The 22,982-nt window shown below is 72.9% G+C and carries 19 protein-coding genes; 9 read left to right on the top strand and 10 right to left on the bottom strand.

Annotated elements, in window-relative coordinates; all coding sequences use genetic code 11:
- The first annotated feature begins 60 nt into the window (after window positions 1-60).
- From ABD52_RS04565 to ABD52_RS04555, 3 genes are all read left to right on the top strand, one after another.
- Complete coding sequence (locus tag ABD52_RS04565; protein ID WP_047890875.1) at window positions 61-1,206, top strand: MBL fold metallo-hydrolase; 1,146 nt, start codon at window positions 61-63, stop codon at window positions 1,204-1,206.
- Window positions 1,207-1,315: 109 nt separating this feature from the next.
- A complete protein-coding gene (locus tag ABD52_RS04560; RefSeq protein WP_047890874.1) occupies window positions 1,316-1,993 on the top strand; it encodes a sugar transferase in 678 nt (225 codons plus the stop codon).
- The gene (locus ABD52_RS04555) at window positions 1,990-2,634 is read left to right on the top strand and encodes a NeuD/PglB/VioB family sugar acetyltransferase (protein WP_047890873.1); all 645 of its coding nucleotides are present in this window, start codon (window positions 1,990-1,992) and stop codon (window positions 2,632-2,634) included. Before ABD52_RS04560 ends, ABD52_RS04555 begins: the two co-directional genes overlap by 4 nt.
- A 4-nt stretch (window positions 2,635-2,638) precedes the next feature.
- Here ABD52_RS04555 and ABD52_RS04550 read toward each other — a convergent pair whose 3' ends face one another.
- Window positions 2,639-4,150, bottom strand: a complete 1,512-nt coding sequence (locus ABD52_RS04550; protein WP_047890886.1) for a deoxyguanosinetriphosphate triphosphohydrolase family protein — start codon at window positions 4,148-4,150, stop codon at window positions 2,639-2,641.
- A gap of 62 nt (window positions 4,151-4,212) precedes the next feature.
- Between ABD52_RS04550 and ABD52_RS04545 the strand changes: the two genes are divergently transcribed.
- Both ABD52_RS04545 and ABD52_RS04540 read left to right on the top strand, forming a co-directional pair.
- Window positions 4,213-6,696, top strand: a complete 2,484-nt coding sequence (locus tag ABD52_RS04545; protein WP_082171205.1) for a Tex family protein — start codon at window positions 4,213-4,215, stop codon at window positions 6,694-6,696.
- Window positions 6,697-6,903: 207 nt separating this feature from the next.
- Window positions 6,904-7,338: a hypothetical protein gene (locus ABD52_RS04540; protein ID WP_047890871.1), complete on the top strand. Its 435-nt coding sequence runs from the start codon at window positions 6,904-6,906 to the stop codon at window positions 7,336-7,338.
- Here ABD52_RS04540 and ABD52_RS04535 read toward each other — a convergent pair.
- Window positions 7,301-8,311, bottom strand: a complete 1,011-nt coding sequence (locus tag ABD52_RS04535; protein ID WP_013474758.1) for a DUF389 domain-containing protein — start codon at window positions 8,309-8,311, stop codon at window positions 7,301-7,303. The genes ABD52_RS04540 and ABD52_RS04535 overlap by 38 nt on opposite strands.
- Before the next feature lie 213 nt (window positions 8,312-8,524).
- Between ABD52_RS04535 and ABD52_RS04530 the strand changes: the two genes are divergently transcribed.
- Genes ABD52_RS04530 through ABD52_RS04520 form a run of 3 tightly spaced genes read left to right on the top strand, consistent with a single transcriptional unit; the run spans window position 8,525 to window position 12,080 of the window.
- Window positions 8,525-9,655, top strand: a complete 1,131-nt coding sequence (locus ABD52_RS04530; RefSeq protein WP_013474757.1) for a DegT/DnrJ/EryC1/StrS aminotransferase family protein — start codon at window positions 8,525-8,527, stop codon at window positions 9,653-9,655.
- Window positions 9,652-10,860, top strand: a complete 1,209-nt coding sequence (locus ABD52_RS04525) for a glycosyltransferase family 4 protein (protein ID WP_082171204.1) — start codon at window positions 9,652-9,654, stop codon at window positions 10,858-10,860. The genes ABD52_RS04530 and ABD52_RS04525 overlap by 4 nt, the downstream gene beginning before the upstream one ends.
- The gene (locus ABD52_RS04520; protein ID WP_013474755.1) at window positions 10,860-12,080 is read left to right on the top strand and encodes a glycosyltransferase family 4 protein; all 1,221 of its coding nucleotides are present in this window, start codon (window positions 10,860-10,862) and stop codon (window positions 12,078-12,080) included. Before ABD52_RS04525 ends, ABD52_RS04520 begins: the two co-directional genes overlap by 1 nt.
- Window positions 12,081-12,141: 61 nt before the next feature.
- On the opposite strand, the gene ABD52_RS04515 is transcribed toward ABD52_RS04520, so the two are convergent.
- The 6 genes from ABD52_RS04515 to ABD52_RS04490 all read right to left on the bottom strand — a co-directional run bounded on the left by ABD52_RS04515 (window position 12,142) and on the right by ABD52_RS04490 (window position 18,911).
- The gene (locus ABD52_RS04515) at window positions 12,142-13,479 is read right to left on the bottom strand and encodes a glycosyltransferase (protein ID WP_053065287.1); all 1,338 of its coding nucleotides are present in this window, start codon (window positions 13,477-13,479) and stop codon (window positions 12,142-12,144) included.
- Window positions 13,480-13,532: 53 nt separating this feature from the next.
- On the bottom strand, window positions 13,533-14,831 hold the full coding sequence (locus ABD52_RS04510; protein ID WP_013474753.1) for a lipopolysaccharide biosynthesis protein: 1,299 nt from the start codon (window positions 14,829-14,831) through the stop codon (window positions 13,533-13,535).
- Between the two features lie 20 nt (window positions 14,832-14,851).
- A complete protein-coding gene (locus ABD52_RS04505) occupies window positions 14,852-16,141 on the bottom strand; it encodes an O-antigen ligase (RefSeq protein WP_047890870.1) in 1,290 nt (429 codons plus the stop codon).
- A 91-nt stretch (window positions 16,142-16,232) separates the two neighbouring features.
- Window positions 16,233-17,240: an SDR family NAD(P)-dependent oxidoreductase gene (locus ABD52_RS04500; RefSeq protein ID WP_047890869.1), complete on the bottom strand. Its 1,008-nt coding sequence runs from the start codon at window positions 17,238-17,240 to the stop codon at window positions 16,233-16,235.
- Window positions 17,241-17,289: 49 nt separating this feature from the next.
- Complete coding sequence (locus tag ABD52_RS04495) at window positions 17,290-18,186, bottom strand: NAD(P)-dependent oxidoreductase (RefSeq protein ID WP_047890868.1); 897 nt, start codon at window positions 18,184-18,186, stop codon at window positions 17,290-17,292.
- Window positions 18,183-18,911: a sugar phosphate nucleotidyltransferase gene (locus ABD52_RS04490; RefSeq protein WP_047890867.1), complete on the bottom strand. Its 729-nt coding sequence runs from the start codon at window positions 18,909-18,911 to the stop codon at window positions 18,183-18,185. The genes ABD52_RS04495 and ABD52_RS04490 overlap by 4 nt, the downstream gene beginning before the upstream one ends.
- Window positions 18,912-19,060: 149 nt before the next feature.
- On the opposite strand from ABD52_RS04490, the gene ABD52_RS04485 reads away from it, so the two are divergent.
- Window positions 19,061-19,990, top strand: a complete 930-nt coding sequence (locus tag ABD52_RS04485; RefSeq protein ID WP_047890866.1) for an NAD(+)/NADH kinase — start codon at window positions 19,061-19,063, stop codon at window positions 19,988-19,990.
- 6 nt (window positions 19,991-19,996) lie between these two features.
- On the opposite strand, the gene pgm is transcribed toward ABD52_RS04485, so the two are convergent.
- Together pgm and glgC are read right to left on the bottom strand one after the other, a co-directional pair.
- Window positions 19,997-21,640 carry a phosphoglucomutase (alpha-D-glucose-1,6-bisphosphate-dependent) gene (gene pgm / locus ABD52_RS04480; RefSeq protein ID WP_047890865.1) on the bottom strand — a complete coding sequence of 548 codons (1,644 nt, stop codon included), beginning with the start codon at window positions 21,638-21,640 and terminating at the stop codon, window positions 19,997-19,999.
- 34 nt (window positions 21,641-21,674) lie between these two features.
- Window positions 21,675-22,907 carry a glucose-1-phosphate adenylyltransferase gene (gene glgC, locus ABD52_RS04475; RefSeq protein WP_013285287.1) on the bottom strand — a complete coding sequence of 411 codons (1,233 nt, stop codon included), beginning with the start codon at window positions 22,905-22,907 and terminating at the stop codon, window positions 21,675-21,677.
- Between the last annotated feature and the right edge of the window lie 75 nt (window positions 22,908-22,982).

The following is a 22,982-nucleotide window of genomic DNA, read 5'->3' as shown; positions in this document are numbered from 1 at the left end:
ACGGGCGGACCGCGACGAGGGTGGTTACCGTGTACGACGGGACACGGCGGAGGGACGAACATGCGGCAACCAACGGGGCGGGAACCGGACCGGACGCGCGGCGGGCGGGTGTGGAAGCTCGCCGGGCTGGCCGCCGTCGCCGGCCTGGCCTGGGTGGCGCGGGACGTGCCCGCCCAGCTCGGCGGCCGGCTCACCGGCGCCCGGGCGGACCGGGCGGCCCGGTCACCGCGCTTCCACGACGGCACGTTCCACAACCCGGCCGGCGCCAGCGCCACGATGGTCGCCGACCCGGGCCGTAACCTCGTCCGGGAGCTGATCTTCGGCAAGCAGAAGCGGCGGCCCGGTAGCCCGGTGCCGCTGCTGCGCCCCGGCGCCGCGCCAGCCGCCGACCCGGCCCGCGAACTGAACGTGATCTGGTACGGCCACGCCTCCACGCTCGTCGAGATCGAGGGGCGCCGGGTGCTGCTCGACCCGGTGTGGAGCGACAGGTGCTCCCCGTCCGGGCTGGTCGGCCCCCGGCGCATCCACGAGCCGCCGGTACGCCTGACCGAGCTGCCCCCGCTCGACGCGGTGCTGATCTCACACGACCACTACGACCACCTGGACATGGAGACCGTCCGCACGCTGGCCGACCTCCAGTCCGCGCCGTTCGTGGTGCCGCTCGGCGTCGGCGCCCACCTGGCCCGCTGGGGCGTACCCGAGCACCGCATCGTCGAGCTGGACTGGTCGGAGAGCCACCGGGCCGGCGGGCTGACGCTCACCGCGACCGCCGCGCAGCACTTCTCCGGGCGCGGGCTGCGCCGCGACGGCACGCTCTGGAGTTCCTGGACCATCGCCGGGACACACCGGAAGGTCTTCTACACCGGCGACTCCGGCTACTTCGACGGGTACGCCGAGATCGGCGCCGAACACGGCCCGTTCGACGTGACGCTCATGCAGATCGGCGCGTACGACCGGGCGTGGCCGCACATCCACATGTTCCCGGAGGAGGCGGTGGCCGCGCACCTCGACGTCCGCGGCGGACTGCTGGTGCCGGTGCACTGGGGCACGTTCAACCTCGCGCTGCACGACTGGTCCGAGCCGGTGGACCGGCTGTGGGCCGAGGCGAAGGCGCGGGACGTCCGGCTCGCCGTACCGCGTCCGGGCGAGCGGGTGGTGGTGGACGAGCCGCCGGCGGTGGACGGGTGGTGGCAGTCGGTCGCCTGAGCCACGCCGAAAAAGTCGGACAAGACATCCTTCTGCGCATATTTGCGTACTCTGTTCGCTGACGAGTCAGCGGCCGGAGGACAGCATGCAGGTTCGCCTCTCCCCAGGCGTGGAAGATCCCGACACACCCACCTCGCAGGCGAGCGTCGCCTCGGCCGTCAAGCGGGGCGTCGACGTCGCCGTCTCGGCCACGGCCCTGCTGGTGGCGGCGCCGATTCTGGCCGTGGTCGCGGTCGCGGTGCTGCTCGGCATGGGCCGCCCGATCCTCTTCCGTCAACAGCGGATCGGCCGGCACGGCCGGGAGTTCACCATCCTGAAGTTCCGGTCCATGGCGGACAGCGGTGACGCCTTCTCCCCCGGCGACGACCAGGCGCGACTGACGCCCCTGGGGCGGTGGCTGCGGGCGACCAGCCTGGACGAACTGCCCAGCTTGTGGAACATCCTGCGCGGCGACATGAGCCTCGTGGGTCCGCGTCCGTTCCCGACCAGCTACCGCGACCTCTACACACCGGACGAGTTCCGCCGGCACGACGTCCGGCCCGGCCTGACCGGGCTCGCGCAGGTGAACGGCCGCAACGAGCTGGGTTGGGCAGAGCGTTTCGCCTACGACCTGTACTACGTGGAGCGCTGGAGCCTCCGCCTGGACGCCCGCATCCTGGCCCGGACCGCGGTGGCAGTCCTGCGCCGGCAGGGCATCAGCGCGCCCGGCGCCGCCACGGCCCACGAGTTCCGTGGCACCGCCACGGAGGAGGCGGTGCCGGCGACTGCGGGAAGCGGATCCCGGTGAGCCTCGACCTGGTCGTCGTCGGGTGCGGCGGCCACGGCCGGGAGATCGCCCAGATCGTGGCGGCGGTGAACGAGTCGGCCGCGCGGCCACCGTGGCGACTGGTCGGCTTCATGGACGACAACCCGTCCGAGCGGAACCGCAAACGCGCCGAGTCGTGCGGCGCCCCCTACCTGGGGACCGTGGCGGCGCTCGGGCAGCTGCCGCCGGAGACCCACGTCGTCCTCGGTCTGGGCGACCCACGCGTCCGGCGGAAGGTGGGCGCGCGGGTCGACACGTACGGCAGGCCGGCGGCGAGTCTCGTCCACCCGGACGCCACAGTCGGCCCGGACGTGGTGTCGGCCGAGGGTCTCGTGGTGTTCGCCGGTGGCCGGATCACCACGAACGTGACAGTCGGGCGGCATCTGCACGTCAACCAGAACGCCACTCTCGCGCACGACTGCGTGGTCGGCGACTACGTCTCCCTGCATCCGCTCGCTGCGGTGTCCGGTGACTGCCGCCTCGACACCGCAGCGCTGATCGGGGCGGGCGCCGTCGTGCTCCCGGGCCTGCGGGTGGGCGCCGGCGCGACGGTCGGCGCCGGGGCGTGCGTGGTGCGTGACGTACCACCGGAGATCGTGGTCAAGGGCGTGCCGGCCCGCTGAGGTCTTAGAGTACGAAGGCGTCCGTCCACAGCGCGCCCGAGCGGCCCGACAACGCGTCGAGCATCGCCACCGCCTGACCGTCGGTGAGCTGCGCGACGAAGTCGATGATCGCCCGGCCCCGGGCCCGGCCGATCCGGTCCGGGGTACGCGGGTGCAGCTCCGCCTCGGCCAGCTCCACCAGGTCGTGCAGGCGGCGCGGCAGCCGGGACTCCTCGTCCGGGTCCAGCAGCCACTCCCACAGCGCCTCGACCAGCGTGCCCAGCAGCCGGGCCTGGCCACGCTGGTGCAGGGCCAGGTCCGGGCGGGCCAGCACGAACCGGTGGTGCACGAACTTGAGCACCTGCACCTCGTGCCACTGCGCCTTCGCCAGCAGCACGTACCCGGAACGGACCCCCGGGTCCGGCGTCACAGTGATGGCGTCCACGAAGCGGGTCGACCAGCGGGCGGAGAACCGGGCCACGTACTGCTCCGCCTCGATCGAGCCGTCGAACGGCAGCGCCAGCAGCCCTTCCACCAGCTCCTCGCGGACGTGCTCGACAGCGGCGGCGAACGCCTCGTCATCGGCGATCCAGCCGTCCTTGCGGTGCAGTTGCCGGCGCAACCGCTCGATCGCGGCTCCCGGCCGCCGGCCCGCCCCCTCCAGCGCCGACGCCGTGATCGACCGCAGGTGCCCGCACTCGCGCTGCCAGGCCATCAGCTCGGCCGCCACGGCGCCCTGCTGGAGCACCCCGACGCGGTAGAAGTCCTCCACGTCGTGGATCGCGTACGCGATGTCGTCGGCCGTGTCCATCACCGACGCCTCGGGCGTCTGCTGCCAGTCCGGGATCCGCCCGGCGAACGGCTCCCGTGCCTGCCGCAGGTCGTCCAGCTCGGTGCGGTACGCGCCGAACTTCACCGATCCGCTCTCCGGGTCCTCCGGCGGCGCAGCCGCGCCCCGGGGCGCCGGGTCCAGGTGGCGCGGGTGCGGATCGGGGTGGTCCAGCCGGGTCCACGGGTACTTCAGCATGGCCGCCCGGACCGCGGCGGTCAGGTCCAGCCCGGTGGTCGCCGCGCCGCGGATCTCGGTGCTGGTGACGATCCGGTACGACTGGGCGTTGCCCTCGAAGCCGTCGGGCAGCCCGAGGCGCTGCCGGGCCAGCCGGTCGAGCACCCGCTCCCCCAGGTGCCCGAACGGCGGGTGCCCGAGGTCGTGCGCGAGCGCGGCGGCCTCCACCACCTCCGGATCGCAGCCGCCGAGCTTCTCCAGCAGGTCCCGGTGCGCCGGGTCGGCCGTCAGCCGCTCCGCGATCGCCCGGGCCACCTGGGCCACCTTCAGGCTGTGGGTGAGCCGGTTGTGCACCAGCAGCCCGGAACCACCAGGGCTGATCACCTGGGTCACGCCGCCCAGCCGGGCGAAGAACGGCGACCCGACGATCCGGTCCCGGTCGGCCCGGAACGGGCCGGCGGCCAGGTCGCCGAGCGCCCGGGCGCTGCCGCCGAACAGCCGCCGGGCCCGCGGATCCGCAGGTGCCTCCATGATCGCCACGCTAGCGCAGCCGACGGCGGGGCGGGCACAGGCGGTCGGAGGCGAACGGCACAATGCAGGGCGGAAACCACCCGAGAAGGCGGATGACAATCGTGACCCAGTCTGTGCACCAGCGGATCGCCGAGGAACTCGGCGTCGCCGAACGGCAGGTACGGGCGGCAGTCGAGCTGCTCGACGGCGGCGCCACAGTGCCGTTCATCGCCCGCTACCGCAAGGAGGCCACCGGCCTGCTCGACGACGCGCAGCTGCGCACGCTGGAGGAGCGGCTGCGCTACCTGCGCGAGCTGGACGAGCGCCGCGCGGCGGTGCTGGAGTCGATCCGGAGCCAGGGCAAGCTCGACGAGGCGCTGGAGGCGCAGATCCTCGCCGCCGACTCCAAGTCCCGCCTGGAGGACATCTACCTGCCCTACAAGCCGAAGCGGCGCACCCGCGCGCAGATCGCCCGCGAGGCCGGGCTGGAGCCGCTCGCCGACACGCTCCTGGCCGACCCCGCGCAGGACCCGAAGACGGTCGCCGCCGGGTTCGCCGACCCGGACAAGGGCGTCGCGGACGCCGCTGCCGCCCTGGACGGGGCGCGGGCCATCCTGATCGAGCGCTTCGCCGAGGACGCCGACCTGATCGGTACGCTACGCGAGCAGATGTGGTCGCGGGGCCGGCTGGTCTCCCGGGTACGCGACGGCCAGGAGACCGCCGGCGCGAAGTTCGCCGACTACTTCGACTTCGCCGAGCCGTACCCGAAGCTGCCCTCGCACCGCATCCTCGCCGTGTTCCGGGGCGAGAAGGAGGGCGTGCTGGACCTGACCATGGACCCGGAGGCCGAGGGCGACGCCGACGCGGCCACCGGGCCGAGCCGCTACGAGGCCGCCGTGGCCGGACGCTTCGGCATCAGCGACCAGGGGCGGCCCGCCGACCGGTGGCTGGCCGACACGGTGCGCTGGGCCTGGCGTACCCGGATCCTGATCCACCTGGGCGCGGACCTGCGGATGCGGCTGTGGCAGGCGGCGGAGGAGGAGGCCGTGCGGGTCTTCGCCACCAACCTGCGTGATCTGCTGCTGGCCGCGCCGGCCGGGGCACGGGTGACGATGGGCCTCGACCCGGGCCTGCGTACCGGCGTGAAGGTGGCGGTGGTCGACGCCACCGGCAAGGTGGTCGCCACCGACACCATCTACCCGCACGAACCGCGCCGGCAGTGGGACGCGTCGCTGCACACGCTCGCCACGCTGGCCGCCGCGCACGGCGTCGAGCTGGTCGCGATCGGCAACGGCACCGCCAGCCGGGAGACCGACAAGCTGGCCGGCGACCTGATCAAGCAGCACCCGGAGCTGAAGCTCACCAAGGTGGTGGTCTCCGAGGCCGGCGCGTCGGTCTACTCCGCGTCCGCGTACGCCTCGCAGGAGCTGCCCGGTCTGGACGTCTCGCTGCGCGGCGCGGTGTCGATCGCCCGCCGTCTCCAGGACCCGCTGGCCGAGCTGGTGAAGATCGACCCGCGGTCGATCGGCGTCGGGCAGTACCAGCACGACCTGTCCGAGGTGAAGCTGTCCCGCTCGCTCGACGCGGTGGTCGAGGACTGCGTCAACGCCGTCGGCGTGGACGTCAACACCGCCTCCGCGCCGCTGCTCACCCGGGTGTCCGGCATCGGCGCCGGGCTGGCCGAGAACATCGTGCTGCACCGTGACGCCAACGGGCCGTTCCGCACCCGCGCGGAGCTGAAGAAGGTGCCCCGGCTCGGGCCGAAGGCGTTCGAGCAGTGCGCCGGCTTCCTGCGCATCCCCGGCGGCGACGACCCGCTCGACTCCTCCAGCGTGCACCCGGAGTCGTACCCGGTGGTGCGCCGCATCCTCTCCTCCACCGGGCAGGACCTGCGCGGGCTGATCGGCAGGTCGGCCATCCTGCGCGGCCTGCGCGCGACCGACTTCGTCGACGACACGTTCGGTCTGCCCACGGTCACCGACATCCTGGCCGAGCTGGAGAAGCCCGGCCGCGACCCGCGGCCGGAGTTCCGGACCGCGACGTTCGTCGAGGGCGTGGAGAAGATCAGCGACCTGACGCCCGGCATGGTGCTGGAGGGGGTGGTGACGAACGTGGCCGCGTTCGGCGCGTTCGTCGACGTGGGGGTGCACCAGGACGGACTGGTGCACGTCTCGGCCATGTCGCACGCCTTCGTCAAGGACCCGCGCGACGTGGTGAAGTCCGGCGACGTGGTCAAGGTCCGGGTGCTCGACGTGGACGTGCCGCGCAAGCGGATCTCGCTGACGCTGCGGCTCGACGACGAGGCTCCGGCCGGCGGCGGACGCCCGGCGGGCGGCGACGGCCGACGGGACCGGGGCGGTCAGGGCGGCGGGCCGCGGGCCGGCGACCAGGGGCGCGGCGGCCCGCAGGGCGGGCAACGCGGCGGCGGTCAGCGCGGCGGCTCCGGCGGCGGGAAGGGCGGCGCGGCGCGCGGCGCCCAGCAGCAACGGTCGGGCCGCGGTGGCGGCGGTCCCGCTCCGGTCAACGACGCCATGGCGGAGGCGCTGCGCCGCGCCGGGCTGGCCTGACACGTTCGGCTGCCCTGCCGGGCTGAGGTCACGAACGACTCAGCCCGGCAGTGCCCTTCGGCAACCGCGACGCGCCGGTTCGCGAAGCTGACACGCGGCAGGGCGGGACGACTGGCGCGAGGGAGCGGCCAGGGGTGTCTCGGTCCGCGCCGGCCCGGAGGCCGCCGTCGTCGCCGGGCGGCCCGGGTTCCGCGTACCCTCGCCGTCGTGGGGGCCGAGGAGGACGAGCGGTGGCGGGAGCGGCGACGCCACGCGGTGCGGGCGCACGCGGAGGCCGCTGACCGGGAACGCGCGGCGGAGCAGGCGGAGGCCGCGGATCTCGTGGCCCGGTTCGCCGCCGAGGCGCTGCGGCGAGGGCTGCGTGCGGACCGGCTGACCGCTACCGGCCATGACGGGCGCGGGCGCTACCGTACGCGGATCACCGGCTGGTACGTGGACCGGGCGCACAGCCGCGCGGTGGACACCGAGGGGCGCTTCTACCTGCTCACCGTGCTGCCGGGTCTGCGAGCACGGCTGCTCGGGGCCGACCCGCGGCCCAGCGCGCCGCCGCTCGTGGTCGGCCGGGGCGGTCGCGACGGCGAGTCGGTGCCGCTGGCGGCGCTGCTCAGCCGCCGTCTCGACGCGGGCGACGACTGGCGGTGACCGGGCCGGGTCGCTGATCGGCCCGCTGCCGCGGCACAGCGTGCGCGGCCCGCCGGGCGACGTGCCGCCACCAGCACAACTGGACCACCAGCGTGAGTAGTCCGGCGAGCACGATAGCGGCCAGGTTGATCACCAGTTGGAGGGCGGAGCCGGCCGCCTCGTGCCACACGCCGTACGCGGACGCGACAGCCACGTTTGCCGCCGCCGGCACGGTGGTCACCGAGATCAGCACGCCAACGAGCGACCCGGACTTCTTCGAGGTCAGCGACAACATGCCGGCAACGCCTGCGAGCAGGCCCACCACCCATGACAACGCGTCCGGGCGCCAGATGAAGTCGGTCATCGGCCGTTCCGCCAACAGCATGTCCCGGCCGACCAGGCCGGCCGCGGTGAGCGCCCAGGTGCTCAGCACCGTGGCCGCCATGGCGACGACGAAGCCGACGGTCAGCGCCTGCACCGAGCGGCCGACCACGCGCGGCTGCCGCCGTAGCAGCGCCACGCAGAGCGCGGCGAGCGGCCCGAACTCGGGGCCGACCACCATCGCGCCGACGATCAGGATGGGCTGGTCGAGCAGCACGCCGATTCCGGCGATCATGGTGGCCATCACGATCAGGGCGAGGAACGTGCCGGTGAGCACCGTCTGCTCGCCGGTCTTCGCGGCGATCTCGTCCCAGACCACGGCGTCCTCGCCGTGCCCGGGCGCCTCCTCGGCGGCCCGGTCGGCCGCCTCGGACAGGGTCAGCTCCACGTCGTCGGCGGCGATCGCGCCGTGCGCCTCGACGCCGAGTTCCTGGAGCCGGCTCAGCACACCGTCGGCGCTCTCCCGGACGACGTCGCAGGTGACGTAGTCACCGGCGGGCTGGCGGGCAGCGCCGGGCAGCACCACGAGGTGGGTGACGCCGGGATCGGCGGCCAGCAGTTCCACGACCGCTGACGACTGTTCGCTCGGCGCGATCACCCTCAGGTGCAGCACTCGGGGCTCCTGGATCGTCGATTCCTGGCAGGGCCGCCGAACTCTACTCGGTACCAGGGGCACGTGTTGCGACCCGACGCCGCCGCGCGGCACGATCGTGTGCTTTTCGGCATGAACCCGGCGTACGCCATCACTCCTCGACTGGTCGACCGTTTTACCGTCCGTGACCCTTCGCTGCCACGACCGTGATCCCGCTGCGGGGACGGAGGCTCGATGACCGGCCGGATCTACCTGTCCCCGCCCGATGTCGGGCCCCTGGAAGAGTCCTACGTCCTCCGCGCGATCCGCTCGGGCTGGGTGGCGCCGCTCGGGCCCGAGGTGGAGGCGTTCGAGCGGGAGGTGGCGGAACGTGTCGGGGCGAAGCACGCGCTGGCCCTCAACTCCGGCACGTCCGCGCTGCACCTCGCCCTCCTCGTCCTGGGGGCCGGGCCGGGAAGCGTGGTGGTGGCACCGACGATGACGTTCGCGGCCACCGCCAACGCCGCTGTCTACACCGGCGCCGAGCCGGTCTTCGTCGACTGCGACCCGGCGACCGGGAACATGGACGTGAGCGCGCTCGCCGAGATGCTCGACATGCTGACCCGGGCCGGCGAGAAGGTCGCTGCGGTCCTGGTCGCGGACATGTTCGGCACGTGCGCCGACTACGACGAGCTGCTGCCGGTGTGCGAGGCGGCGGGCGCGCCGGTGGTCGAGGACGCCGCGCAGGCGCTGGGTGCCACCTACCGCGGACGCCCGGCCGCCACCTTCGGACGGCTCAACGCGCTGTCGTTCAACGGCAACAAGATCATCACCACGTCCGGCGGAGGGATGCTGCTCTCCGACGACGAGGCGTTGCTCGCCCGCTGCCGGCACCTGGCCACTCAGGCGCGCGAGCCCGTGCCGCACTACGAGCACGTCGACGTGGGCTACAACTACCGGCTCAGCAACCTGCTCGCGGCCCTGGGCCGGGCGCAGCTGCACCGGCTGGACGGGATGATGCGCCGCCGCCGGCTGCTGCGCGAGCGCTACGCCAAGCTGTTCTCCGGCGTGCCCGGGGTACGTCTGCTCGGGGACGGGGACGAGGGCTCGAACTGCTGGCTGACCAGCATCGTGGTCGACCCCGAGCGGACCGGGTGGTCGGCTGCGGAACTCGGGGCGCACCTGGCCGCGCGGGACATCGAGACCCGGCACGTGTGGAAGCCGATGCACCGCCAGCCGGTGTTCGCCGGGTGCCGGGCGGTCGTGACGGGCGCCTCGGACCGCCTGTTCGCCCAAGGGCTCACCCTGCCCAGCGGCTCCGCCCTGGACGACGACCGCCTGGCGCGGGTCGTCGGCGCGGTCGAGCAGTTCCTGGACGCCCGGTGACGGCCGGCGCGGACATGCGCCCACTGCGGGTCGTAGTCCTGCTGAAGACCGACCAGGGCGGACTCTGGATCGTCCCGCAGGTGGAGGAACTCCGCCGCCGTGGCCACGAGGTGGTGGCGGTCCTGCCGCGCCGGACCGGGCGACTGACCGAGGAGCTGCGGCGGCGAGGTGTCGAGGTGCACGACTCGCCGTTCGACTTCCGCTTCCGGCCGCGCCCGTCGACGCTGCGGGACCTGTGGCGGCTCCGCCGCCTGATCAGCCGGCTCCGTCCGGACGTGCTGAAGTACCACCTCTACGCGTCCGCGCTCGCCGCCCGCTTCGCGAGCCTGCGCCTGCCGCTGCGCCGGGTACACATGGTGGCCGGGCCGCTGTACCTGGAGTCTCCGCTGATCAAAATCGTCGAGCGGGTGTTGTGGCGGCTCGACGACGTCACCATCTGCGGCACCGGCCACACCTCGGGCCTCTACGGCGCGCTCGGGTGTCCCGCGCCCCGGCGACCGGTCGTCACCTACGGCGCCCGGACCGCGCACTTCGCCGACCTGGCCGGCTCAGCCGACCGGCGGGAGGTGCGGGCCAAGGCGCGCGCCGAACTCGGCATCGAGGAGGACGCGTTCGTCGCCATCATGGTCGCCTACGTCTATCCGCCCCGGAGGCTGGTTCACCAGGGCCGAGGCATCAAGGGTCACGACGTGCTGCTGGCGGCCTGGCGGGAGTTCCGCGCCGACCACCCGGACGCCCGGCTGCTCCTGGTGGGCGCCGGTTTCTCGGCGGCCGGAGAGGCGCACCGGCGCGAGTTGATCCAGCGCTTCGAGGTCGATCGCGACCCGAGCGTGACGTGGCTGACGTCGGTGTCGGACGTGCGCGACTGCTACCGCGCCGCCGACGTGAGCGTCAGTCCCTCCCTGTCCGAGGGACACGGCGCCGCCTGTGAGGCGGGCGCCACCGGGGTGCCCAGCATCGTCAGCGACGCCGGCGGTCTGCCCGAGACCGTCGACGAGACGACCGGCTGGGTGGTGCCACGCAACGACGTGGCAGCGCTGGTCGCCGGACTGCGGCAGGCCTACGACGAGTTCACCGACGGCCGGCTCCGGCTGCGGGGTGAGCGGGCCCAGCGGTTCGCGCTGCGGCACTTCGACAACACGTTTGCCGCCGGCGATGTCGCCGACGTGGTGGAGGCCGCCTGCCGGACCGGCGGGAGAGCCTGATGCGGGTCGTGGTGACATCGGAGTCGCGCTTCAGCCGGACTCCGGACGGCGCGGTCTGGGTCGAAGCAGGCCCGGACAACGCGATCTGGCGACGGTACCTGGTCGCCTTCGACAACGTACGCGTCGCCGCCCGGGTGCGGGACGTCGCGCAGCGACCGGCGGCCGCGGCCCGGGTCGACGGGGACGGCGTCGACGTCTGGGCGTTGCCGTACTACGTCGGGCCTCGGGGTTACCTGCTGGGACGGCGGGCGATCGCCGCAGCGGTGTCGGCGGCGGCGGAACCCCGGGACGCCGTGGTGCTCCGGGTGCCCTCGCCGATCGGCTCACTGCTGGCTCGGGCACGCGACCGGGCCCGCCTCCCGTACGCGCTCGAAGTGATCGGGGATCCGTACGACGTGCTCGCCCCGGGGGTGGTCCGGCATCCGCTGCGGCCGCTGCTGCGCACGCTGTCCACGCGGACGCTGCGCCGGCAGTGCCGCGAGGCCGCCGCCGTGGCGTACGAGACGGAACGGCGGCTGCAACTCCGCTACCCCGCGTTGCCGACCACGCCCACGGCCGGCATCTCCAGCGTCGACCTGCCACCGGCGGCGTTCGTGCCGCAGGCCCGGCCGGTCCGGCAGCTTCCGCCAGTAGCGACACTGGTGTCGGTCGGCTCGCTCGAACAGCTCTACAAGGGAATCGACACGCTCATCTCCGCGCTGACGCTGATGCCCGCCGACGGGCCCCGGGCCCGGCTCGTGCATGTCGGCGTGGGCGCCTACCGTCCTCATCTGGAGCAGTTGGCCGCCCGATCGGGAGTGGCCGACCGGGTGAGCTTCACCGGCCCGCTACCCGACGCCGACGCGGTCCGCCGCCAACTGGACTCGGCGGACCTGTTCGTGATGCCGTCGCGTACCGAGGGCCTGCCCCGGGCGCTCATCGAGGCGATGGCCAGGGCACTGCCGGCGGTCGGTTCGACCGCCGGCGGCATTCCGGAGCTGCTCGAACCGGACTGCCTGGTGCCGCCCGACGACCCGGCCGCGCTCGCCTCCACAGTGACCGCGATACTGGCCGACCCGGACCGGCTCGCGGCAGCCTCGGCCCGCAACCTCCGCCGGTCCCGTGACTTCTCCGCCGAGACGCTCGACGCCCGCCGGGCGTCGTTCTACCGGACCGTCGCCGAGACCGCCGCCGGCCGGGTGGGCCGCAGAGCACCGGTTTCCCTTCCGTCTGCACGCTGACATCCCGCGCACCGGACGGCACACGCATCAACCGCTGCGGGCGCCGTCCGGTCGGGACCGTTCAGGTGACGGGACGCCGGACGCCCCCTCGCGCGGCGTCCCGGAGGATGTCGAGGTAGCGGCCGAGCTGATCCTCGCGGAACAGCCCGTCGAGCGCAGCGGCCGGGACTGCCGGCACCCGTCCGGTGCGTTCCTTCACGGCGAGCCACTCCCGCAACCGGGCTACGATCGCGGCCGGGTCGTTCGCCACGACCCCCGCGCTCCGTTCGCGCAGCAGGCGTGCGGCCACGCCGTGCTCGTAGCCGAGCAGGAGGACGGGGCGGCGGGCCTGGAGGTAGTCGAAGATCTTGCCGGTCACCGTGCCGGCGTCTCGCGGATCGTTCCACATGAGCAGGACGAGCGCGTCCGCGTCCGCCTGGATCCGCCACGACTTCTCCGGCGAGACCTGGCCGAGAAGGGTGACGGAGTCGGTCACGCCGGCCCGTTCCGCGGCGGCCCGGGTGATGCCGTGGTCCTCCCCCGCGAAGATCAGGTGCACCTTCGCTGCGTCCGCTCCGAGCAGGGCGATCGCGTCGATCAGCGGGCTCGGATCACGCTTTCCCGGATAGATGTAGCCGGTGTGTGCGAGCGTCAGTGTGGTAGCCGACGCCTCGACGCCGACCGAGGTCGCGAAGGACTCCATCGGTACGGGCCGGCGGTCGATGCCGTTCATCACCACGTGCGTCTGCACCCCGAAGGTGCGGTGGATCGTCTCGGCCAGCGGCTCCGAGACCGTCACGCACGCCGCCACGCTCCGCAGCACGCGCCGCTCCAGCCTCTTGTCGACCGCTCGACGCAGTGCGGAGCGCACCCAGTACTCGTTGCCGACGGACCACAGGTCCCGGTAGTCAGCGACCCATGGCACCCGGAACCGCCGGGCGAGTGCGGCGGCCACGACGAATCCGGAGAAGGGCGGGCCGGACACCAGGATGACGTCCGGGCGCCATCCGGCGGCGCCCCGGTCGAAGTTCTGTACCGGTGGCCGGATCCAGTTGAGCTGTGGATCCGGCAGCAACAGTTCCATGCCGGCCTTGACCAGGAGTCGATCGGCACCGGAGCGGATCCGCCCGAGCCGGGACGGCGGTGGGGCGGCGCCGTCCGGCACCGGCTCTCCCGCACTCCGGCCGGGCCGGCGGAGCCGCGGCGACGGCGCGATCCGGATCAGGTGCTCCTCGGGCACCGGGACGGGCGCGCCGCCCTGGTCGGCCCCGACTGCGGTCAACACCCGGACGTCCCACCCCTGCTGCTTCGCGAACGCCGCGAGGGCCGCAGGCCGCCGTGCGCCGACTGTCTCCGCCGGCGGGAAGTGATAAGAGACGATCAGCAGGCGCGGTGCCAGCTCCGGATAAGCGTTCCTCATGAAGGGATAAACGATTTCTTTCCGTACAGGATGTGACGGAGAACGTGAATGCCTCAGCTCTGCGGCACGAGTTCCGGCGCGGGGCGAGCACGGCCGGCGTTCCGGCCGGCCGCCGTCACGACCCGCAGCGACATCAGCCACCCGACGCCGTATGCCAGCGCGCCAGACACCCCGAACACCCAGACCGCGGCCAGCGGTGACCCGCCCGTGAGCGCCACCACCGAGACGGCTCCCGCCACCACCGCGACACGGCCCGCGTCCCAGGCGAGTTGCAGAGCTTGGCGTTCGAACACGACGAGCGTCTGCGACAGCGGCGAGACGACGAGCTGAGCCGCCATGAAGACGGCCAGGGCCTGGGCATAGGCGCCGCTGCTGTGCCACTGCGGACCGAAGACCAGGCTGAAGGCCGCCGGCGCGCCGACCAGCACGAGCAGTGCGCCGGGACCCGCGATCAGGGCCAGTCTCCGGCTGGCGTCGAGGAACACGCGCCGACCGCGCCGGGGTTGTTCCCGGGCGATCCGGGCGACCTCCCCCAGGTAGACCTGGGCCACCGCGGACGCCACCAGGGCGGCGGGCATGGCGATCACCCGCTGGGTAAGTCCCAACCAGCCCGCCACCGTGGAGCCGTAGTAGTAGGCGATGAGTAGCACCGGCAACTGCGTGCCGAGAACGTTGAGCAGACCGGACGGGGCCAGGAGAAACGGGAAGCGCCGGTACCGACGTGCCACCGCCGGCAGCCGTGACGTCCGCCGGCCGGCCCCGGCGGCCGCGCCGGGCCGGCGGGCGTCCCGGAGCAGGACCGCGGCGGCCGCGACCTGACCGAACCCGAAGCCGAGCGCCAGGCCACCGGGACGAAGCCCTGCCCCACCGGCCACGATCTGGGTGACCACCACCGACAGAGACTGGAAGAGGTTGCGCCGGCCGATCGCCCCGTAACGCCGATGCCGCACCGCGAACTGGTTGAGCACGAGGACGACACCCATCGCGGCGGCGGAGGGCGGCACCACCCAGAGCCAGTGGGCCAGCTCGGGCTGACCGAACCAGCGGGCCACCCGGTCCCCCGCCAGCACGACGACGAGCGAACCCAGTACCGCCGTGCCGGCGGCCGCGACGAGACCGAGCCGCACCAGCGCACGGGCGTCCTCCTCGCGCTCGGGCAGCGGAACGGCCATCTCGAACCGGAGCGCGGCCACCGTGCCCACCGTGACCACGAGCGCGGCGACCACTGCGAGGACGCCGAAGTCGGCTGGGCGGTAGAGCCTCGTCAGCAGCGGAACCGCCGCCAGCGCCAGCAGTTGACCGCCGGCCGATCCGGCGGCGATGCCGAGTACTCCGCGTCGGCCGCTGGACATGGCTAGCCGCGCCCGCCACCTCACCCAGCGACCCCCCGGCCGGACGGCGTACGGACTCGCCTGGCGCGGGCCCATACGCCGGCGGGCAGCGTCGCGCCGGCCAGCACGAGCACACCGAGCGCCAGCGCGGCGAAGAGCGGACGGCCGGCGTTCACGTCTCCAGAGGTCGACACCGCGACCACGTTGAACGCCAGTACGGCCAGCACGAACCCGGCGACCGGGTCGCGTCTGGACGCGCGCCAGAGCCCCGCCGCCACGACCACCGTGGCCAGGATGAAGGCTCCGCCCACCAGCCAGCCCGCCTCGGCCGGCAGTTCCAGCCACAGGTTGTGCGGATAGTTGTGGATCAACATGCCGGAGTAGTCGCCCCAGTTGCCGTAGCCGACACCACCGGGATGCTCGGCGATCATCGGCACGCTGACCTCGCGCATCTCCGCGCGGGCGGTGTCGAACAGCTCCTCGCTCGGGTCGGTCAGGAGCGCGTAGACCCGGGGCGGCAGGATCGACGGCAGCGCGACGACGGCGGCCACCAGAGCGCCCATCAGACCCACACCGACCCACTCGCGCCGACCCCGCCGGATCTTCAGACGGAACCCGGCCAGCACCAGGACGAAGAGGGCTACCACGGTGGCCAGGAGCGGTCCCCGGGAGCCGGTCGCCAGGAGACCGAGGCCGAGGAGCACGGCCAGGCCCGCCGCCCACCAGGCCGCCACCCGCTTCTGCAGGTAGAGCCAGGTGAGCGCGACGAACGCGCCGCCGATGGCCCGGGCCAGCCAGATCGGGTTGGAGCCGAAGCCGTCGGCCCGGCCGTCCTGCGGATCGCCGTTGAGTGTGGCGATCGCGAGCACCACCCCCGACAACACGAACACGGCGGCGAACATCTCGACATCGCGTCGCCCGCGCAGCACCGCCACCGCCAGCGTGGCGAACACGGTCAACGTGACGAGCAGCAGGAACTTCTGCCGGCCGTAGTCCGTCTCAGGGGGGTGCAGGATCCCCGGCGCCGCGAGGACGCCGAAGACCACGAGGGTCCAGAAGATCACGGTCCGGGCACGCGAGGCCGGACGGAGGATCTCGTGCAGGAGCAGCGGCACCACGAGCACCACTGCGGCGATCAGGAACCCGCGGCCGACCAGACGCGGGAACTGGTCGAAGTTGAGCAGCAGCACCACGGCGGTGGCGCGCAGCACCGCCGAGACGAGACCATTCGTGCGCCACGCCGGCGTCTCCACCCCGACGAGCCCACCGGGGCTGCCGGGGCCGCGGACCGTGCCGATCGCCGACGACCGGCGGCTGTCCTGCATCACCATCACGTTCAAGCCTCCTGCGGCACCGGCCGTCCGGCCGGCGAGGTGGAGAAGTGGGCGACGAAGGGCCGCCCACAAGCGTGCGGCAAAACCGTCACACCGCCCGATCGGAGCGGTAGCGCACAAGGTTGGCCGGATCGAGGAACCACTCGACCGTCGCCTTCAGACCCTCGTCGATGCTGGTGGCCGGCTGCCATCCGGTCCGCGACCGGAGCAGGCCGGCGTCGCCGAGCAGGCGTTCCACCTCGGACTCCGCGGGACGGAGCCGGGACTCGGTGACCACCACCTCCGGCTGGACGCCGAACATCGCAGCGATCTTGCGGACCAGGTCACCGACCGAGGTCTCCCGGCCGGTCGCTGCCTGGAACACGCCGCCCACGACCGCGTCGTCCGGCGCCGTGCCCACGGCTTGGAAGGCCGCGACGGTGTCCGTCACGTAGAGCAGGTCGCGGGTGGTACGCAGCGCGCCGAGCCGGACCACCCCGCCACCCTTCGCCAGCTGGCTGATGATGGTGGGGATGACCGCCCTGGTGGACTGGCGGGGGCCGTACGTGTTGAACGGGCGGAGCGTGACCACCGGAAGGCCGAAACTGAGGTGGTAGCTCTCGGCCAGCTTGTCCGCGCCGATCTTCGAGGCCGAGTACGGCGACTGACCGCGCAACCGGTGCTGCTCGGTCATCGGGACGGTGGTGGCGGTCCCGTACACCTCGCTCGTGGATGTGACCACCACCCGGCCCACTCCGGCCGTCCGCGCGCTCTCCAGCACGTTGAGCGTGCCGGTGATGTTCGTGTCCACGTAGGACTGGGGAGCGAGGTACGAGTACGGGATGCCGCCCAGCGCGGCGAGGTGGTAGACGGTGGAGGCGCCGTCGACGAGCCGCTGCACCATTCCCCGGTCGCGGATGTCGCCCGCGACGACCTCGACGGCGGCCAGTTGGTCCGGGCCGAACGTGTCCAGCCAGCCGTGCGACCCGGCGCCGTTGTAGCGCACCAGGGCACGTACCCGGTGGCCTGCGGCGGCGAGCGCCTCGACCAGGTGGGATCCGATGAAGCCACCGGCTCCGGTCACCACCACCGGGCCGCCGGTCGAGTCTGCCGTCATGGTTCGCTCCTCCTCTTCACCGGTCCGGGCAGGCCCGGCACCGGTCGGGTCAACGAGCCGGTGTCGCCGCTAAAGCCGTCTGGCTCCACAGCGCACCGACCGAGTCGGACAGGTCGTGTTCGGGGGCCCACCCCAGGACCGAGGCCGCCCGGCCGACGTCGGCGCATGTCCAGCTCACGTCGCCGGAGCGGGGAGACGGTGGGCGGTCCTCCCGGATGCGGACCGAGCGGCCGGACACCGACACCAGCAGCTGGACCGCATCGCGTACCGGCACCGCCCGGCCGCTCCCCACGTTGAGGACACGTGCCCGCGGCGCGGTGACAGTCACCGCCCGCCTGACTACGGCGGCCACGTCCCGCACGTCAACGAAGTCCCGGTACGCGTCCAGCGGGCCGGTACGCAGGTCCTCGCCGGCCGTGAGGTGGGACAGCAGGGCGGCCACCCGGCCGAGCAGTGTCGTGCGGGGCATGCCGGGACCGACGGGGTTGAACACACGGAGCGCTACCGCGTCCACCCGGCCGGCCGCTGCCGCCAGCTCCATGAGCCGGGTCGCCGCCGCCTGGCTCACGCCGTAGGCGCTGACCGGCGTCACGGGACGGTCCTCGGCAGCCGGGGCGCCGGACGGGACCGGACCGTACTCGGCGGCGGAGCCGAGACGGACCAGCCGCGCGCCGGGCACGGTGTCGGCGACCGCGTCCACGAGCTTGGCGGTTGTCAGCGTGTTCGCCCGGATCAGATCCTCGGCCGAGCCGCTCACCGCTCCGGCGCAACTGACCACAGCGTCCGGCCGGAGCGTGCCGAGCAACGCCCGCAGCGCCTCCGGCGTCGCGGCGACCAGGTCGCACTCATCGCGTGACGGGCACACCAGGTCCGCCGTGGCGTTCAGTTCCCGGCGTACGTGAGCGCCGATGAAGCCGGAGGCGCCGAAGAGGAGGACACGCATCATGCCCCGGCCGGGGTGCCGGCGGGCAGCAGCAGGTCCCGGAGCTCGCCGAAGCACCGATTGGCCTCGTCGTAGTCCTCGGGGCGGCCGATGTCCAGCCAGTAGCCGTCGAACTCGTAGCCGGCCGGTGGTGCGCCCCGGCCCAGCAGGTCCAGCACCAGTTGGTCGAACCCGAACGGCTGCCCCACCTGGTAGTGGGCGATGGTGCTGCGGGAGAGCCCGTAGACGCCCATGCTCACCCGATAGTGCAGGACCGGCTTCTCGGAGAACGACGTGATCTTGTCGCCGGCCAGTTCCAGGACACCGAAATCGATCTTGACGGTACGCCGGTAGGTGGCCACCGTCAGCGGCGCGCCCGAGCGCGCGTGGGTGCCCAGCAGGTCGGCGTAGTCGAGGTCGGTGAGCACGTCGCCGTTCATCACCAGGAAGTGCTCGGGCAGGCGGTCCCGGATGCCGAAGAGCGGGCCGATCGTCGACAGCGGCCGGTCCTCCTCGACGTAGTCGACGGTCAGCCCGAACCGGGAGCCGTCGCCGACGAACGCCCGGATCAGGGCGCCCAGGTGATTGATCGCCAGTGTGACGTGGGTGAAGCCGCGGTCGGCGAGCTGCCGCAGGACGATCTCGAGGATCGCGTAGCTCTCACCGATGGGCACGAGCGGCTTGGGCAGCGTGGAGGTGTATGGACGCAGCCGCACGCCCGCGCCGCCCGCCATGATCACGACATGCATCGACTCTCCACTCGTCCCCCCGCCCTACCTCGCGTCCAACGAGCCGGACCGGCACGGGGGTACGGAAATCACCTGTTCGGGGCACTGTCCCGGCTTCACGGCTCCTGGTAAGCCCGGCGGGCGGCACGCCGCTGTGGTGAGCTGTAGCGGTGGCGGGCGATGTGCTGGGGCTGGTGCTGCACCCCACCCGGGACGTCTCCGAGGTGGTCGGGACCATCGCGGACTGGGCCGCCCGGCACCGGATCACCCTGGCGGTACGCGCCGAGGACCGGGCGCGCGTACCCGCCTCGGTCGAGGCGGTCGCCGCGGACGAGCTGGCCGACCGCTGCGCCGCGCTGATCAGCATCGGTGGTGACGGCACCATGCTCGGCGCGCTGCGGATGGCCGTCCGCGACCCGAAGCCTGTGCTCGGCGTGCACCTGGGCCGGGTCGGCTTCCTGGTCGAGGTGGAGCCGCCGGACCTGCCCCGGGCGCTGGAGCGGCTGGTGGAGCACGACTTCACCGTCGAGTCGCACGCCTGCCTGGCCTGCGACGTCTGCGGCGACGACGTGGTGGCGTTCAACGACATCGCCCTGGTCCGGCAGCCCGGCGCCGGCTTCGTCACGGCCACCCTCGCGGTGGACGGCCAGCGGTACGGCTACTACCGATGCGACGCGCTGGTGGTGAGCACGCCGACCGGTTCGACCGCGTACAGCTATGCCGCCGGCGGGCCGCTGATCTCACCGGCCACGGAGGCGATGGTGGTGACGCCGTCCGCACCGATGGCCGGGATCTCCCGCTCGGTGCTGCTCTCCGCGCACGAGACGGTGCACCTGGAGCTGCGCGCGGACTCGGCGCCGGTCGCGGTGGAGATGGACGGGCTTCTGATCCGGCAGGCGGCGACGGAGGGTTCGGTGCACATCCGGTACGTCAAGGACGCCGGCCGGGTGGTCCGCCTCGACCCGCGCCGCTACCAGGAGCGCAACCAGCTCAAGCTGAGCCTGCTGGACCTGCCGCTGCTGCCCGACCAGTTGCGGGAGCTGTTGCCGGACGGGTTGCGGGAGCAGCTCAGCCGCCGGGAGCTACCCCCGCCCCGCTGAGCCGGTTCACGCGGTGGCGAGCACGCCGTCGACCAGCGCCTTGGCCTCCTCCTGGATCCGGGCCAGATGCTCCGGCCCCTGGAACGACTCGGCGTAGATCTTGTAGACGTCCTCGGTGCCGGACGGGCGGGCGGCGAACCAGCCCGACCCGGTGGTCACCTTGAGGCCGCCGATCGCGGCGCCGTTGCCGGGTGCGGTGGTGAGGATCGCGGTGATCGGCTCACCGGCCAGCTCGGTGGCGGTGACCTGCTCCGGCGACAGCTTCGCCAGGACGGCCTTCTGCGTCCGGTCGGCCGGGGCGTCGATCCGGGCGTACGCGGGCGCGCCGAAGCGGTCGGCCAGCTCGGCCCAGTGCTCGCTGGGCGTACGGCCGGTGGTGGCGATGATCTCGGCGGCGAGCAGGCAGAGCAGGATGCCGTCCTTGTCGGTGGTCCAGGTGCCGCCGTCGCGGCGCAGGAAGGACGCGCCGGCGCTCTCCTCGCCGCCGAAGCCGACGGTGCCGTCGAGCAGGCCGGGCACGAACCACTTGAACCCGACCGGCACCTCCAGCAGCGGACGGCCGAGGTCGGCCGCGACCCGGTCGATCATCGAGGAGGAGACGAGCGTCTTGCCCACCGCCGCGGCCGGGCCCCACTGCTCCCGGGTACGGAACAGGTGGCCGATCGCCACGGCCAGGTAGTGGTTGGGGTTCATCAGGCCGCCGTCGGGCGTGACGATGCCGTGCCGGTCGGCGTCGGCGTCGTTGCCGGTGGAGACCGCGTAGTCGTCCCGGGCGGCGATCAGTGAGGCCATCGCATTCGGCGACGAGCAGTCCATCCGGATCTTGCCGTCGCCGTCGAGCGTCATGAACCGCCAGGTCGGGTCCACGAGCGGGTTGATCACGGTGAGGTCGAGGCGGTGTCGTTCGGCGATCTCGCCCCAGTACGCCACGCTCGCCCCGCCCATCGGGTCCGCGCCGATGCGCACCCCGGCGTCGCGGATCGCGTCGATGTCCAGCGCGGCGGGCAGGTCGTCGATGTACCGGGCGAGGAAGTCGTACTCGCCGGTGGTCGCGGCGGCGCGCGCCCGCGCGTACGGGATGCGTTTCACCTCCTTGAGCCCGGCGGCGAGGATGGCGTTCGCGCGGTCCTGGATCCACTTGGTGGCGTCGGTGTCGGCGGGCCCGCCGTGGGTGGGGTTGTACTTGAACCCGCCGTCGGACGGCGGGTTGTGCGACGGGGTGATCACGATGCCGTCGGCGAGGCCGCTGGTGCGCCCCCGGTTGTGGGTGAGGATGGCGTGCGAGACCGCGGGCGTCGGGGTGTAACCGTCGCGGCTGTCGCGCAGCACCGTCACGTCGTTGGCGGCGAGCACCTCCAGCGCGTCGGCCTCGGCGGGCGCGGAGAGCGCGTGGGTGTCCCGGCCGAGGAACAGCGGCCCGGAAAGGCCCTGCTCGCGCCGGTAGTCGCAGAGCGCCTGGGTGACGGCGAGGATGTGGTCGGAGTTGAAGGCGTTGCGCAGGCTGGATCCGCGGTGCCCGGAGGTGCCGAAGGAGACCTGCTGCGCCGGGTCGGCCGGGTCCGGGTGCTCGGCGTAGTAGGCGGTGACCAGCCGGGGCACGTCGACCAGGTCGTCGGGCTGTGCGGGCTGGCCGGCACGGGGGTGGGCCACTGCGGGATCCTCCTCGGGGATGCGGCGGGAATGCTCAGGGCTCGACGCGCTGGCCCTTGCCGATGACGACGATGCCGTTGTCGGACACGGTGTAGCGCTGGCGGTCCTTCTCCAGGTCGACGCCGATCTCGGCGCCCTCCGGGACGTGGACGTTCTTGTCCAGGATCGCGCGCCGGACGACCGCGTGGCGGCCGATCTGGACGCCCTCCATCAGCACGGCGCCGTCGACGTGCGCCCACGAGTGGACCTTCACCTTCGGCGCCACGATCGAGTTCTCCACCAGCGAGCCGGAGATCACCGAGCCGGGCGACACCATCGAGCTGACCGCGCGGCCCACGCGCTCGCCCCAGGCGTGCACGAACTTGGCCGGCGGGTACGGCGGCTGCTCGGTGTAGATGGGCCAGTCGAAGTTGTAGAGGTTGAACACCGGGTGCACGTTGATCAGGTCCATGTGCGCGTCGTAGAACGAGTCGAGCGTCCCCACGTCCCGCCAGTAGCCGCGGTCGCGGTCGGTGCTGCCGGGCACCTCGTTGTCCTTGAAGTCGTAGACGTTGGCCTCGCCGCGCTCGACGAGCATCGGGATGATGCTGCCGCCCATGTCGTGCTTGCTGGTCTTGTCCGCCGCGTCGCGCTCCACCGCCTCGCACAGCGCCTTGGTGGTGAACACGTAGTTGCCCATCGAGGCGTAGATCTCGTCCGGCGCGTCGGGCAGCCCTACCGCGTCGGTGGGCTTCTCCCGGAACGCGCGGATGCGCTTGCCGTCCTCGCCGACCTCGATCACGCCGAACTGGTCGGCCGTCGACAGCGGCTGCCGGATGCCGGCCACCGTGACCCCGGCGCCGGAGGCGATGTGGTCGTCGACCATCTGCCGGGGGTCCATCCGGTAGATGTGGTCGGCACCGAAGACGATCACGTAGTCGGGCTGCTCGTCGTTGATCAGGTTGAAGCTCTGGTAGATCGCGTCGGCCGAGCCGGCGAACCACCACGGGCCGCGGCGCTGCTGCGCGGGCACCGGCGTGACGTAGTTGCCGAGCAGCGTCGACATCCGCCAGGTCTTGGTGATGTGGCGGTCCAGCGAGTGGGACTTGTACTGGGTCAGCACGACGATCTTGAGGAAGCCGGCGTTCGCCAGGTTGGACAGGACGAAGTCGACCATGCGGTACATCCCGCCGAAGGGGACGGCGGGCTTCGCCCGGTCGGTGGTCAGGGGCATCAGGCGCTTGCCCTCCCCGCCGGCCAGGACGATCGCGAGCACCTTGGCAGCCATGCTCAGACGCTAACGACCCGGAACCGACTTCACCACTCGGACGCCCACACTTGCGCACCGCGTGGGACACCCGGC

Origin of the sequence: Micromonospora sp. RV43 (assembly GCF_001029515.1) — a bacterium.
In the GTDB taxonomy this organism is placed as follows: Bacteria; Actinomycetota; Actinomycetes; order Mycobacteriales; family Micromonosporaceae; genus Micromonospora; species Micromonospora aurantiaca.
The sequence above is the reverse complement of the archived record's forward strand: the minus strand, read 5'-3'. Positions and strand labels throughout refer to the sequence as shown.

Coding starts and splice junctions, on each gene's coding strand:
- ABD52_RS04565 (WP_047890875.1), top strand. CDS start 61: ATGCGGCAACCAACGGGGCGGGAACCGGACCGGACGCGCGGCGGGCGG.
- ABD52_RS04550 (WP_047890886.1), bottom strand. CDS start 4,150: ATGGAGGCACCTGCGGATCCGCGGGCCCGGCGGCTGTTCGGCGGCAGC.
- ABD52_RS04545 (WP_082171205.1), top strand. CDS start 4,213: ATGCAGGGCGGAAACCACCCGAGAAGGCGGATGACAATCGTGACCCAG.
- ABD52_RS04530 (WP_013474757.1), top strand. CDS start 8,525: ATGACCGGCCGGATCTACCTGTCCCCGCCCGATGTCGGGCCCCTGGAA.
- ABD52_RS04520 (WP_013474755.1), top strand. CDS start 10,860: ATGCGGGTCGTGGTGACATCGGAGTCGCGCTTCAGCCGGACTCCGGAC.
- ABD52_RS04515 (WP_053065287.1), bottom strand. CDS start 13,479: ATGAGGAACGCTTATCCGGAGCTGGCACCGCGCCTGCTGATCGTCTCT.
- ABD52_RS04510 (WP_013474753.1), bottom strand. CDS start 14,831: ATGTCCAGCGGCCGACGCGGAGTACTCGGCATCGCCGCCGGATCGGCC.
- ABD52_RS04505 (WP_047890870.1), bottom strand. CDS start 16,141: ATGGTGATGCAGGACAGCCGCCGGTCGTCGGCGATCGGCACGGTCCGC.
- ABD52_RS04500 (WP_047890869.1), bottom strand. CDS start 17,240: ATGACGGCAGACTCGACCGGCGGCCCGGTGGTGGTGACCGGAGCCGGT.
- ABD52_RS04495 (WP_047890868.1), bottom strand. CDS start 18,186: ATGATGCGTGTCCTCCTCTTCGGCGCCTCCGGCTTCATCGGCGCTCAC.
- ABD52_RS04490 (WP_047890867.1), bottom strand. CDS start 18,911: ATGCATGTCGTGATCATGGCGGGCGGCGCGGGCGTGCGGCTGCGTCCA.
- glgC (WP_013285287.1), bottom strand. CDS start 22,907: ATGGCTGCCAAGGTGCTCGCGATCGTCCTGGCCGGCGGGGAGGGCAAG.